This is a genomic window from Brachybacterium vulturis (assembly GCF_043641765.1).
Classification (GTDB): Bacteria; Actinomycetota; Actinomycetes; order Actinomycetales; family Dermabacteraceae; genus Brachybacterium; species Brachybacterium vulturis_A.
On record NZ_JBHZRO010000003.1, the window covers coordinates 118,174 to 130,510 of the forward strand.

The window sequence follows — 12,337 nt, forward strand, 5'->3', positions numbered from 1 at the left end:
TCGTAGACTCCGGAGATGACCACGACGACTTCGGACTCCCCCGCCTCGACGGCCTGGGGCATCGCACTCACCACCCTTGGCGCCGACGGCTCCGTCCTCGATGCATGGTATCCCTCACCCCGGCTCGGGGAGGCTCCTTCGCAGATCCAGGGTCATCCCCTGCATTCTCAGCTGACCGCCGCCGCCCGGGCCGACGAGGTGCGGGGCACCACGCAGGAGGTCGTGGTCCGCACGATCTCGCTGGCCGAGGCCCCCGCCGACGCGGTCGACGCCTATCTGCGCCTGCACCTGCTCTCCCACCGGCTGGTCCGCCCCAACACCCAGAACCTCGAGGGGCTGTTCGGAACGCTCACCAACGTGGTGTGGACCTCCGAAGGACCCTGCGCCGTGGCCGGCTTCGAGGAGACCCGTCTGCGCCTGATCGCGGCGGGCCGCACCCCCACCGTGTTCAGCCTCGACAAGTTCCCCCGCATGGTCGACTACGTGCTGCCGGCCGGGGTGCGCATCGGGGACGCGGACCGGGTCCGCCTGGGCGCGCATCTGGCCGAGGGCACCACCGTCATGCACGAGGGCTTCGTGAACTTCAACGCCGGGACCCTGGGCACCTCGATGATCGAGGGCCGCATCTCCCAGGGCGTCGTGGTGGGCGACGGCTCGGACATCGGTGGCGGCGCCTCGACGATGGGCACCCTCTCCGGCGGCGGTGCCGAGCGAGTGAGCATCGGTCGCCGCTCGCTGGTGGGCGCCGAGGCCGGCGTGGGCATCGCCCTCGGCGACGACTGCGTGGTCGAGGCGGGGCTGTACGTCACCGCCGGCACCAAGGTGGAGCTCGTCGGCGAGGCCGGTGCTGGAGCCGATCAGCCGCACGTGGTCGCGGCGCGGGACCTCTCCGGAGTGGCGAACCTGCTGTTCCGTCGCCACTCGCTGACCGGTGCGGTGCAGGCGGTGGCCCGCGCGGGGCAGACCGTCGAGCTCAACGCCGCGCTGCACGCGAACTGACGCGGGACCCGGAGGAGGCGAGGTGGCGGCACGCGCGCGTCGGCGCACCCGGAGGCGGAAGCGGTCCGCCGCTCGGCATCTCGCGGTGCCCCTGGTGATGGTGCTGCTATTCGGGGGCATCGCCGGGGGCAGCTATGTGGCGCTGCAGCGCTACGGCTCCCCCGCGCATGAGGGCACCTGCGTGGCGACCGGCCTGGGCACCAGCCACCGCTACTCCACCGACCGGGTCTCCAACGCGGCGCTGATCAGCGCGGTCGCCGTGGACCGGGAGCTGCCGCCGCGGGCGGCCTCCATCGCGCTGGCGACCGCCTATCAGGAGTCCCAGCTGCAGAACATCGATTACGGGGACCGCGACTCCCTGGGCCTGTTCCAGCAGCGGCCGTCCCAGGGCTGGGGCACCGCGGAGCAGATCCAGGACCCGGTCTACTCCACCAACGCCTTCTACGACGCGCTGGTGCGGATCCCCGGTTACCGGAGCGCGGACATCAACGACGTGGCCCAGCAGGTCCAGCGCTCCGGCCATCCGGAGGCCTACCGGGACCACGAGACCGAGGGCCGGCTCTATGCCTCGGCCCTGACCGGGCAGAGCGGGCCGAACCTGATGTGCACCCTCGGCGCGGTCGGCGCGACGGTCTCCCCGGAGCAGGTCCGCGCCGAGCTGGAGCGCCAGTTCCCGCGCGCCCTCGAGTCCGGTCGCCTCACCTCGGCCCTGGCCTCCGCCGCCGGGGCGGCGCCGCAGCCGCCCGAAGGCGCTGGCGCGACCGCCCTGGTGATCGATCCGGGCGGCGACGGCGCGCTGGGCTGGGCGGTCGCGAACTGGGCGGTCGCCCGTGCGGCGGACGACGGGGTGGTCCAGGTGTCCTATCAGGGCCGGGTCTGGGACCGCTCCGTGCACAGCGAGGAGGCCGGGAGCTGGGGCACCGCCGAGGGCGGCACCGCGGAGCGTGTCGTGGTGCTGGTCAGCGGGCGCTGACGCCGCGCGGTCGCGCGGGCTCAGCCCCGGCTGGCGATGTCGGACTGCAGGGCGGCCAGGCGCAGCTCGCTGGTGCCGGTGCGCTCGCCCATCTCCTGGTAGGTGCGCTCCGCGTGTCCGGTGTAGATCTGGCGGGGCCGGCCGATCTTGGTCTCCGGGTCGTGGACCATCTCCTCCCACTGGGCGATCCAGCCCGGCAGGCGGCCGATGGAGAACAGCACCGTGAACATCTCGGTGGGGAAGCCGATGGCGTTGTAGATCAGGCCCGTGTAGAAGTCGACATTCGGGTAGAGCCTGCGCTCGACGAAGTAGTCGTCCTTCAGGGCGATCTCCTCGAGCTTCATCGCCAGCTCGAGCCGCTCGTCGTGGACGCCGAGGCGTTCGAGCACGTCGTCGGCGATCTTCTTGACCAGGCGGGCGCGCGGATCGTAGTTCTTGTACACCCGGTGGCCGAAGCCCATCAGGCGGATCCCGTCCTCCCTGTTCTTGACCTTCTCCATGAAGTCGCGCGGATCGATGTCCTCGGCCTGGATCTGGTCGAGCATGTCCATCACCGCGGCGTTGGCGCCGCCGTGGGCGGGGCCCGAGAGCGCGCCGATCCCGGCGGAGATCGAGGTGAACAGGTTCGCCTGGGCGGAGCCGACCAGGCGCACGGCGGAGGTCGAGCAGTTCTGCTCATGGTCGGCATGGAGGATCAGCAGCTGCTCCATCGCGCGCACCACGACCGGGTCGGCGATGTAGTCCTCGACCGGGAAGCCGAAGGTCAGGCGCAGGAAGTTCTCGATCAGCGAGAGCCGGTTGTCCGGGTAGAGCAAAGCGTGGCCCTGGGCGATGCGGTGCGCGTAGGCCGCCATCGTGGGCAGCTTCGCGAGCAGTCGCACGGCGGAGATCCGTACCTGTTCCTCGTCGAAGGGGTCCAGGGTGTCCTGGTAGAAGGTCGACAGCGCGGAGGTGCCGGCCTGGAGCACGGCCATCGGGTGCGCATCCCGCGGGAAGTTGTCGAACATGCGCTTGAAGCGCTCGTCGAGCAGGGTGCGGTGCTCGACCTTGGCCTCGAAGTTGTCGAGCTGGCCCTTGGTGGGCAGTTCGCCGTTGATCAGCAGGTAGGCCACCTCGAGGTAGCTCGACTTCTCGGCGAGCTGCTCGATGGGGTAGCCGCGGTAGCGCAGGATGCCCTCGTCGCCGTCGATGTACGTGATCGACGACTTCGCGTTCGCGGTGTTCATGAAACCGGGGTCGTAGGTGACGGCTCCGGTCTCCTTGCGCAGCGGACCGATCGAGATGCCGGCGTTGCCCTCCACGGCGGGGACGGTGGGGAGGTCGAGGGTCTTCTCCCCCAGGCTGAGCTGAGCAGACGTCGTCGCGTGATCCATGGGCTCTCCGTTGTGCGTGGTCGGATCGGGGCGGCGCCCGTGGGCGCCGAAGATTCTAGAGGCGCTCGAGGCGCCGGGCGGCGGCAGCGATCCGCTCATCGGTCGCGGTGAGGGCGACCCGGACGAAATCTCCACCACTGCCACCATAGAACATCCCAGGTGCCACCAGGATGCCGCTGGCTGCGAGGCGTTCGACACTGGTCATCGCGTCCTCGCCGAAGGTGGTCCACAGGTACAGCCCCGCCTGCGAGCCCTGGATCGATCCACCGGCGGCCGCCAGCGCGGACCCGAGCAGTGTGCGCCGGGCGCGATAGATCTCACGCTGGGCGGCCGGGGCCTCGTCATCGCCGAGAGCTGCGGTCATCGCGGTCTGGAGCGGGCCGGGCAGCATCATCCCGGCCTGCTTGCGCACCGCCACCAGCTCGCCCACCAGTGCGGGATCCCCGGCGACGAAGGCCGCCCGGTAGCCGGCGAGGTTGGACTGCTTGGACAGCGAGTACACGCACAGCAGCCCCTCGAGCGAACCGTCGCTGACGCGCGCATCCAGCACCGAGGGGACCTCGTCCACGGTCCAGGGCAGCAGTGCGTAGCACTCGTCGGAGGCGACGACGATCCCCCGCTCCCGGGCCCAGCGCACCACGGCGGCCAGCTGCGTGACGTCGAGAACCTCCCCGGTGGGGTTCGACGGGGAGTTCAGCCACAGCAGCCGGATCCGCTGGGCGAGCGACGGGTCGGGCAGGGCCGCCTCCCCGCGGGCCGCGAGCTGGGCCATGTCCACCGGCAGCGGCTCGGCGCCGATGAAGCGCGCCCCCATGTCGTAGGTGGGATAGGCGATGTGCGGGAACGCGACGACGTCCCCGGGGCCGAGGCCGAGCTGGAACGGGAGATGCGCGACCAGCTCCTTGGAGCCGATGGTGGGCAGCACGCCCTCGACGCCCAGCGAATCCGGTGCGCCGCGGTGGCGATGGACGAAGCGCGCGAGCGCCTCACGCAGGGCCGGGGTGCCGATCGTGGTCGGGTAGCCGGGACTGTCGGCCGCACCGGCGAGTGCCGCCTGCACGGAGGCGGGCGTCGGATCCACCGGGGTGCCGACGGAGAGGTCCACGATGCCGTCCGGATGCGCGGCGGCGCGCTGCTTGGCCGGGAGCAGGGAATCCCAGGGGAAGGCGGGCAGTCGCTGGGCGAGCCCCGTGCGGGCGGACGCCCGGCGCGGCACGGCAGGGCGGGGGCCGGAAGTCACCGCCATGGCTCAGGTCAGAGGGTTCAGCTGCTGCGGAAGGGCTTCGATGATCGGGTGGTCCTTGTCGATCACGCCCATCTTCGCCGCGCCGCCGGGGGCCCCGAGTTCGTCGAAGAACTCGACGTTGGCCTTGTAGTACTCGGCCCACTGGTCCGGGGTGTCGTCCTCGTAGAAGATCGCCTCGACCGGGCAGACGGGTTCGCAGGCACCGCAGTCCACGCATTCGTCGGGCTGGATGTACAGCATCCGATTGCCTTCGTAGATGCAGTCCACCGGGCACTCGTCGACGCAGGAGCGATCCTTCACGTCCACGCAGGGCAGGGCGATGACGTAGGTCATGGGCGGCTTCCTTCGCTCGGAGACGGCACCCATCCTCTCATCCCGGCCGCTGCTCGGACGGCGCGACGAGCGAGGTTGCTCGCGGAGGTGACCGGTTGCACAGCCCGCCCCGGGCCGGTGATCAGGGATAGCCTCGGAGGATGACGTCGCCCGATGGTCCGCGGCCCCGTGCCGGCTGGGCGCCCTTCCTGCTGGAGGGGCGCCGGGTGGTGCTGCGCTATGCGATCGACGCGGAGCGCGCACCGCACGGGGAGTCGATGACGGACGCGCTGGGCACCATCGTGGGCAGTGACGAGTCCGCCGTGCAGGTGATGACCCGCCGGGGCCAGGTGCGGGTGCCGCGGGCACTGGTCATCGCGGCGAAGGAGGTGCCTCCACCGCCGGTCCGGCGGCGGGGGCCCGCCGCGCCCTGAGGATGTAGTCGATCCCCGAGACCGTGTGGAGCACCACGCCGAGCCAGATCAGTGCCTGCGCGGCCGGGACCAGGTCCGGCCACCAGGCAGCGGCGGCGACCAGCAGGAATACCGCGGACATCAGCACGAAGGTGCGGATCTTGCCGAGCCAGGACACCGAGATCCGCCCGCCGAGCGCCGCTCCGGTCGCGAACACCACCATCGCCACGTCCAGGACCACGATGAGCGCGAGCGCCGCCCAGGGCAGCAGGCCCGCCAGGGCCAGGGACAGCACGATCGCCGCCAGCCCGATGCGGTCCGCGATCGGATCGATGATCGCCCCGACCCGACTGCTCTGGTCCAGTGCCCTGGCGAGCATCCCGTCCACCCAGTCGGTGGAGGCCCACACCAGCAGCAGCACCACCGCGAGGGTGTCGGGACCGTCCACCAGCAGCAGGCACACCGGCGCCAGCAGCACGAACCGCAGCAGGGTGATGAGGTTCGGGACGGTGGCCCAGTCGGGACGGGGGGAGGCGCTCATGTGCTCAGCCTGCCCGAGGGAAGAGCTTCCCGAGGACCGTGATCACGGCCGCCGCGAGGAAGGGGATCGCGATGCCGAGACCCTGGACGATCCACCCCGACAGCTGCGGGACGTCGCCGATCATCGCCGGCAGCAGCACGCCGCCGCCGACGCTCCTGCCCAGGAACGGAGTGGCCAGCATCCCCCACAGGCACCCCAGCACCAGCAGCGGGAACCGCGAACCGGTCGCCGACCACAGGAACACGCAGGTCACCACCTGGAACACCGCCCCGAAGAGCATCCCCACAGGGACCTCGGGCCCGAACATCCCGAGCTCCAGCCGATGCGTGGTGAGCATCAGGAGCACCGAGATGATCGCGAGCACGATCGCCATCGCGGCCTGCGCGAGGCGGGCCGCGAGGGAGTCGGTGTCGACCCTGCGGGTCGACGCCGATGGCGACGGCGCGGGGGTCACGGCGTCACTTCCCCGACTTGGCCTTGGAGTGCGCACGACGACGCTCGTTCGCATCGAGGATGACCTTGCGGATGCGGACGATCTCGGGGGTGACCTCGACGCACTCGTCCTCGGCGGAGAACTCGAGTGACTCCTCGAGGGTCAGCCGACGCGGCGGCACCAGGTTCTCGAAGGAGTCCGAGGACGCCGCGCGCATGTTCGTCAGCTTCTTCTCCTTGGTGATGTTGACGTCCATGTCCTCGTTGCGGGAGTTCTCCCCCACGATCTGACCGGCGTACACCTCGGAGGTGGGCTCGACGAAGAAGGAGCCGCGCTCCTGGAGGTTGATCATCGCGAAAGGGGTGACCGTGCCCGCGCGGTCGGCGACCAGGGATCCGGTGGACCGGAACTCGATCTCGCCCAGCCACGGCTCGAAGCCGTCGGCGTAGGAGGAGGCGATGCCGTTGCCGCGGGTCTCGGTCATGAACCGGGTGCGGAAGCCGATCAGGCCGCGGGCGGGGACGACGAACTCCATGCGCACCCAGCCGGAGCCGTGGTTGCTCATGGTCTCCATGCGGCCCTTGCGCGAGGCCATCAGCTGGGTGACGGTGCCCAGGTACTCCTCGGGCACGTCGATCGTCATCCGCTCGACGGGTTCGTGGACCTTCCCGTCGATCTGGCGGGTGAGGACCTTCGGCTTGCCGACGGTCAGCTCGAAGCCCTCGCGGCGCATCTGCTCGACCAGGATCGACAGTGCGAGCTCGCCGCGGCCCTGGACCTCCCAGGCGTCGGGACGCTCGGTGGGCAGCACCTTCAGGGACACGTTGCCGACCAGCTCGGCGTCGAGGCGATCCTTGACCTGGCGGGCGGTGAGCTTGTGGCCCTTGCCGTTCTTGCCCGCCAGCGGCGAGGTGTTGATGCCGATCGTCATCGAGATCGCCGGGTCATCGATCGCGATCAGCGGGAGGGGTCGCGGATCGGCCAGGTCGGCGAGGGTCTCGCCGATCATGATCTCGGGGATGCCGGCGACAGCGACGATGTCGCCGGGCAGGGCGACCCGGGTCATCGGCACGCGGGAGAGCCCCTTGGTCTCCAGCAGCTCGGTGATCTTGACCTGCTTGGTGGTGCCGTCCTGGGTGCACCAGGCGACCTGCTGACCCTTGCTGAGCTCGCCGTTCTTGATCCGCAGCAGCGCGAGGCGGCCCAGGAACGGGGAGGCGTCGAGGTTGGTGACGTGCGCCTGCAGCGGCACCTCGTCGTCGAACTCCGGTGCGGGGATCTGCTCGAGGATGGTCTTGAACAGCGCCTCGACGTTCTCCTCCTCGGGGAGGGTGCCGTCGGCGGGCTGGCTGGTGGAGGCGCGGCCGGCCTTGCCGGAGGCGTAGACGACGGGCACATCGAGCACGGCGTCGAGATCGATGTCGTCCATCTCCTCGGAGAGGTCCGAGGCCAGGCCCAGCAGCAGGTCGGTGGCCTCGCCGACGACCGCTTCGATACGGGCGTCGGGACGGTCGACCTTGTTGACCACGAGGATCACGGGCAGCTTCGCCGCCAGCGCCTTGCGCAGCACGAAGCGGGTCTGCGGGAGCGGTCCCTCAGAGGAGTCCACCAGCAGCACCACGCCGTCGACCATCGACAGGCCGCGTTCGACCTCGCCGCCGAAGTCGGCGTGACCGGGGGTGTCGATGACGTTGATGGTGATGCCGTCGGTCTCGCCGATCGCCGCGGCCGACGGTCCGGTGTATCGGATCGCCGTGTTCTTGGCGAGGATCGTGATGCCCTTCTCGCGCTCCAGCTCGCCCGAGTCCATCGCCCGATCGTCGTGCTTGTCGCGATCGCCGAAGGCGCCGCCCTGGGTGAGCATGGCGTCGACCAGGGTGGTCTTGCCGTGGTCCACATGGGCGACGATGGCGACGTTTCGCAGATCGGTGCGGTGCTGGATGGTCATACGCAGATGCTCGTTTCAGGTTGCGCGGCGGGTCTCGGACCGAGCAGCGCCCGGCCGCACGCGACGTGCGGCCCGCTCCAGGGCCCCGGCGAGTCTATCCGTCCGCCGCCCGCTGCCACAGGGGGCGCGGTGAGACCTTCGACGCCCTGCTCCGGGAACGGCTGAGACGCAGGACGGCTGGGACGCGGAGGAGCTCGGCGGTGCCGGGCTCAGCGGCCGGAGCCCGCGAGCGGGATGGAACCACCGGGGATGGCGTCCAGCAGACGCCGGGTGTACTCCTGCTGCGGGTCGCGGAAGACGTCCTCGGTGGCACCCTGCTCGACCACCCGACCTGTCTCCATGACCATGGTCCGATCAGCGATCTGCCGGACGACGGCGAGGTCGTGGGTGATGAACACGTAGGAGAGGTCCAGCTCGGCCTGGAGGTCGTTGAGCAGGGCCAGCACCTGGTCCTGGACCAGCACGTCGAGGGCCGAGACCGCCTCGTCGAGCACCAGCACCTCGGGCCGCAGCGCGAGCGCCCGGGCCACCGCGATGCGCTGACGCTGCCCGCCGGAGAGCTCATTGGGGTAGCGCTGCATGGTCGCGGCCGGGAGCGACACCTGGTCCAGGAGCTCGCGGACGCGCGCTTCACGCTCGCCGCGCGAGGCCGTGCCGTGCAGGCGCAGCGGCTCCTCGATGGTGCGGAAGATCGAGTACGTGGGGTCGATCGACCCGTAGGGGTTCTGGAACACCGGCTGCATGCGTCGGCGGAGCGCGAACATCTCCCTGGTGGTCTTCGCCCCGATGTCCTGGCCCTCGAAGAGAATCCTCCCGGAGGTCGGGGGCAGCAGGCCCAGCAGCATCTGCGCGACCGTCGACTTCCCGGAGCCGGACTCCCCCACGATCCCGAGGGTGGTGCCGCGCTTGAGGGTGAAGGAGACGTCGTCGACCGCCGTGAACGGGGCGGCCTTCACCCAGGGCGCACCACCGCGGATGTCGAAGACCCGCGTGAGGTTCTCGGCGACGATGACGTCGTCGGTCCGTGCTGCCGTCGCAGCGGACTGCTCCGCGCCGGCCGGCTCCTCGCCGCGGCTGTCGTAGGAGGAGACCATCCGCTGGCTGGACAGCGAGGGGGCGGCCGCGATCAGCCGCTGCGTGTAGGGGTGCTGCGGGTTCTGCAGGATCTCCAGCGCCGGACCGGACTCCACCACCTGCCCGCGGTACATGACCACCAGGTGCTGGGCGCGCTCCGCGGCCAGACCGAGGTCGTGGGTGATCAGCAGGACGGCGATCCCGAGCTGCCCGGTGAGGACGTCGAGGTGGTCGAGGATCTGCCGCTGGACGGTGACGTCCAGCGCGCTGGTGGGCTCATCGGCGATGAGCAGAGAGGGCCGGGCCGCGAGACCCATCGCGATCAGGGCGCGCTGGCGCATGCCCCCGGAGAACTCGTGGGGGTACTGCTTCGCGCGACGGGCCGCATCCGGCAGCCCCGCCTCCTCGAGCAGCTCGACGACGCGCTTGTCCGCCGCCTTGCCCGTGGCGACCTTGTTCGCGGTCAGCGACTCCTTGATCTGGAAGCCGATCTTCCACAGGGGGTTGAGGTTCGACATCGGGTCCTGCGGGACCATGCCGATCTCATCGCCCCGCAGCTGGCGGATGCGCTTGCCGGAGGCCTTGGAGACGTCCTCGTCCTGGAAGACGATGCTGCCGCCGGAGACCCGACCGTTGGAGGCGAGGAGACCGGCGACCGACATGGCGGTGGTGGTCTTGCCCGAGCCGGACTCCCCCACGATCGCGACGGTCTGGCCGGGATAGACGGTCAGGTTCGCCCCGCGCACGGCCGGCACGTCGCCGCTGGAGGTCGTGAAGGTGATGTCGAGGTCCTTCACCTCGAGCAGCGGGCGGTCCGGGTCCCATTCGTGGACGGCGCCGGAGGTGCCGCCCGCGGTCGCATGGACCTGGGTGAGATCGGCCTCCGTCGCGTCCCCGGCGCCGTCGTCCCGAGGACCGCGGGGCTCGCTGGTGGGCTCCTCGGCGCGCTCGCTGGAGGTGTGCGGGAAGTTCGGGTCGTAGCTCATCGCTTCTTCGTCTTCGGATCGAGTGCGTCGCGCACGGCATCGCCCAGCATGATGAAGCTGAGGATCGTGATGGCGAGGGCACCGGAGGGATAGAACAGCAGCTCGGGGCGGGTGTACAGCCCTGTCTGCGCAGTGGAGATGTCCGCGCCCCAGGAGATCGTGGACTCGGGCAGTCCCACGCCCAGGAAGGACAGGGTGGCCTCCAGGACGATGTACATGCCCAGGTTGACCATCGCCGTGACGATCACCGGAGCGACCGCGTTGGGCACCACATGCCGGAACAGGTTCTGGGAGGAGGAGGCGCCGAGCGCCTTGGAGGCGGTGATGAACTCCTCGTTCATCACGCTCATGACGCTGCCGCGGGCGATGCGGGCGATGGCGGTCCAGCCGAACAGCACCAGGATCATCGCCAGGGTGAGCGCGTTGAGCTCGAAGAGCTGGCCGACCACGATCGCGGCGAGGATCAGCGGGATCGCGAAGAAGATGTCGGTCAGGCGGGACAGGATCGCGTCGATCCAACCGCCGAACCAGCCGGCCAGCGCACCGATCAGGCCGCCCAGCAGGAAGACCCCGAGGGTGGTCACCACACCGACGATCACCGAGGGGCGGGCCCCGTAGATGACCCGGGAGTACACGTCGCAGCCCTGCTGGTCGAAACCGAAGGGGTGTCCGGGGATGGGGTCCCCGTAGCTGTTGGTCAGGCGGCAGGCGCCCTGCGCGTACGGGTCGAGGCTGCTGAACAGCTGCGGGAACGCGGCGACGGCGACCACCACCGCGATGAGCACCGCGGAGACGATGAACATCGGATTGCGTCGCAGGTCGCGCCAAGCCTGCGACCACAGCGATCGCGGCTTGACGTCGGTGTTCAGGGCATCGACCGCCTGCAGCGGGGTCTCGTCGACCGGAGCGACGAAGTGCTCCTGGCCGCGGCGCGTCGTGGCGCCGCCGGTCTCACTTGCGTGCGTCATACCTGATCCTGGGGTCGAGAAGGGCGTACAGCAGATCGATGAGGAGGTTCGAGATGATGAAGATGATCACCAGCAGCGTCACCATCGAGACCATCTTCGTGCTCTCACCGCGCTGGATGGCGTCGAAGAGATGGAAGCCGAGTCCCGGGATGTTGAAGATCCCCTCCGTGACGATGGCCCCGCCCATCAGCTGACCGAGGTCCACGCCGAGGAAGGTGACCACCGGGATCAGCGAGTTGCGCAGGATGTGGACGGTGATCACGCGCGGCCGGGAGAGCCCCTTGGCGGTCGCGGTGCGGACGTGATCGGCGGTCATCGTCTCGGTGATCTGGGTGCGGGTCAGGCGCAGTACGTAGGCGAAGCTCACCGCACCGAGCACCATCCCCGGCAGCAGCAGGTTCTGCCAGGTCACATTCGCACCGACGTTGATCGTCACCCACCCCAGCTGCACGCCGAAGATGAACTGGGCCACGAAGCCGATCACGAAGGTCGGCACCGCGATCACCAGGATGGACGTGACCAGCAGCGTGGAGTCGATCCAGGTGCCCTTGCGCAGACCGGAGACGACGCCGCCGACGATGCCGAGGATGGCCTCGAAGGTGATCGCGACCAGCGCCAGGCGCGCGGTGACCGGGAAAGCGCTGCGGATGTCCTCGATCACGGGACGTCCGGCGAAGGTCGTGCCGAAGTCACCCTGGGCCAGGCCCTGCAGGTAGAGCAGATATTGGACGATGAAGGGTTCGTCGAGGTTGTACTCCGCGCGCAGACGATCCTGGACCGCGGGCGAGAGCGGCTTGTTGCCGCCGAGGGCCGCGATCGGGTCACCGGGCATCGAGAACACCAGGAAGTACACCAGGAACGTCGCGCCGAAGAAGACCGGGATCATCTGCAGCACGCGCCGGAGGACGTACCAGGCCATGCGTTGCACCTTAGGGGAGGGAGGGCGCCCCGGACCGATCAGGTCGGACGGGGCGCGGGGGAATCTGGAACACCATAGCCACTTGCGGGGCTGCGGTACGCATCGACGCCATGCGGCGTCGCGCGGACCCGATGCGGGGCGGGGGCGGCTGC

At 70.0% G+C, this 12,337-nt stretch carries 12 protein-coding genes; 3 read left to right on the forward strand and 9 right to left on the reverse strand.

Features of this window, described 5'->3' with window-relative positions; genetic code table 11:
- The first annotated feature begins 15 nt into the window (after positions 1-15).
- Entirely contained in the window at positions 16-999 is a 984-nt protein-coding gene (dapD, locus tag ACHUEU_RS03275; protein WP_394214460.1) for a 2,3,4,5-tetrahydropyridine-2,6-dicarboxylate N-succinyltransferase, read from the forward strand.
- Positions 1,000-1,021: 22 nt separating this feature from the next.
- Positions 1,022-1,972, forward strand: a complete 951-nt coding sequence (locus ACHUEU_RS03280; protein ID WP_463454936.1) for a hypothetical protein — start codon at positions 1,022-1,024, stop codon at positions 1,970-1,972.
- Between the two features lie 20 nt (positions 1,973-1,992).
- Here ACHUEU_RS03280 and ACHUEU_RS03285 read toward each other — a convergent pair whose 3' ends face one another.
- The 3 genes from ACHUEU_RS03285 to fdxA are packed head-to-tail and all read right to left on the reverse strand — an operon-like array spanning position 1,993 to position 4,924.
- The gene (locus ACHUEU_RS03285) at positions 1,993-3,345 is read right to left on the reverse strand and encodes a citrate synthase (protein ID WP_394214461.1); all 1,353 of its coding nucleotides are present in this window, start codon (positions 3,343-3,345) and stop codon (positions 1,993-1,995) included.
- 55 nt (positions 3,346-3,400) lie between these two features.
- On the reverse strand, positions 3,401-4,591 hold the full coding sequence (gene dapC, locus ACHUEU_RS03290; RefSeq protein ID WP_394214462.1) for a succinyldiaminopimelate transaminase: 1,191 nt from the start codon (positions 4,589-4,591) through the stop codon (positions 3,401-3,403).
- Positions 4,592-4,594: 3 nt separating this feature from the next.
- On the reverse strand, positions 4,595-4,924 hold the full coding sequence (gene fdxA / locus ACHUEU_RS03295) for a ferredoxin (protein WP_394214463.1): 330 nt from the start codon (positions 4,922-4,924) through the stop codon (positions 4,595-4,597).
- A gap of 140 nt (positions 4,925-5,064) precedes the next feature.
- Here fdxA and ACHUEU_RS03300 point away from each other — a divergent pair, with 140 nt between their 5' ends.
- Positions 5,065-5,337, forward strand: a complete 273-nt coding sequence (locus tag ACHUEU_RS03300; protein WP_394214465.1) for a putative acetyltransferase — start codon at positions 5,065-5,067, stop codon at positions 5,335-5,337.
- Here ACHUEU_RS03300 and ACHUEU_RS03305 read toward each other — a convergent pair.
- The 6 genes from ACHUEU_RS03305 to ACHUEU_RS03330 form a co-directional block, all read right to left on the reverse strand.
- Positions 5,276-5,857 carry a CDP-alcohol phosphatidyltransferase family protein gene (locus ACHUEU_RS03305; RefSeq protein WP_394214466.1) on the reverse strand — a complete coding sequence of 194 codons (582 nt, stop codon included), beginning with the start codon at positions 5,855-5,857 and terminating at the stop codon, positions 5,276-5,278. The genes ACHUEU_RS03300 and ACHUEU_RS03305 overlap by 62 nt on opposite strands.
- Positions 5,858-5,861: 4 nt before the next feature.
- On the reverse strand, positions 5,862-6,311 hold the full coding sequence (locus ACHUEU_RS03310) for a hypothetical protein (RefSeq protein ID WP_394214467.1): 450 nt from the start codon (positions 6,309-6,311) through the stop codon (positions 5,862-5,864).
- Between the two features lie 4 nt (positions 6,312-6,315).
- Positions 6,316-8,238 carry a translational GTPase TypA gene (gene typA / locus ACHUEU_RS03315; RefSeq protein ID WP_394214468.1) on the reverse strand — a complete coding sequence of 641 codons (1,923 nt, stop codon included), beginning with the start codon at positions 8,236-8,238 and terminating at the stop codon, positions 6,316-6,318.
- Between the two features lie 209 nt (positions 8,239-8,447).
- Positions 8,448-10,298 carry an ABC transporter ATP-binding protein gene (locus tag ACHUEU_RS03320; RefSeq protein ID WP_394214469.1) on the reverse strand — a complete coding sequence of 617 codons (1,851 nt, stop codon included), beginning with the start codon at positions 10,296-10,298 and terminating at the stop codon, positions 8,448-8,450.
- Positions 10,295-11,266 (reverse strand): ABC transporter permease, encoded by a 972-nt coding sequence (locus ACHUEU_RS03325; protein WP_394214470.1) that lies wholly within the window; start codon positions 11,264-11,266, stop codon positions 10,295-10,297. Before ACHUEU_RS03325 ends, ACHUEU_RS03320 begins: the two co-directional genes overlap by 4 nt.
- Entirely contained in the window at positions 11,250-12,185 is a 936-nt protein-coding gene (locus ACHUEU_RS03330; RefSeq protein WP_394214471.1) for an ABC transporter permease, read from the reverse strand. The genes ACHUEU_RS03325 and ACHUEU_RS03330 overlap by 17 nt, the downstream gene beginning before the upstream one ends.
- Between the last annotated feature and the right edge of the window lie 152 nt (positions 12,186-12,337).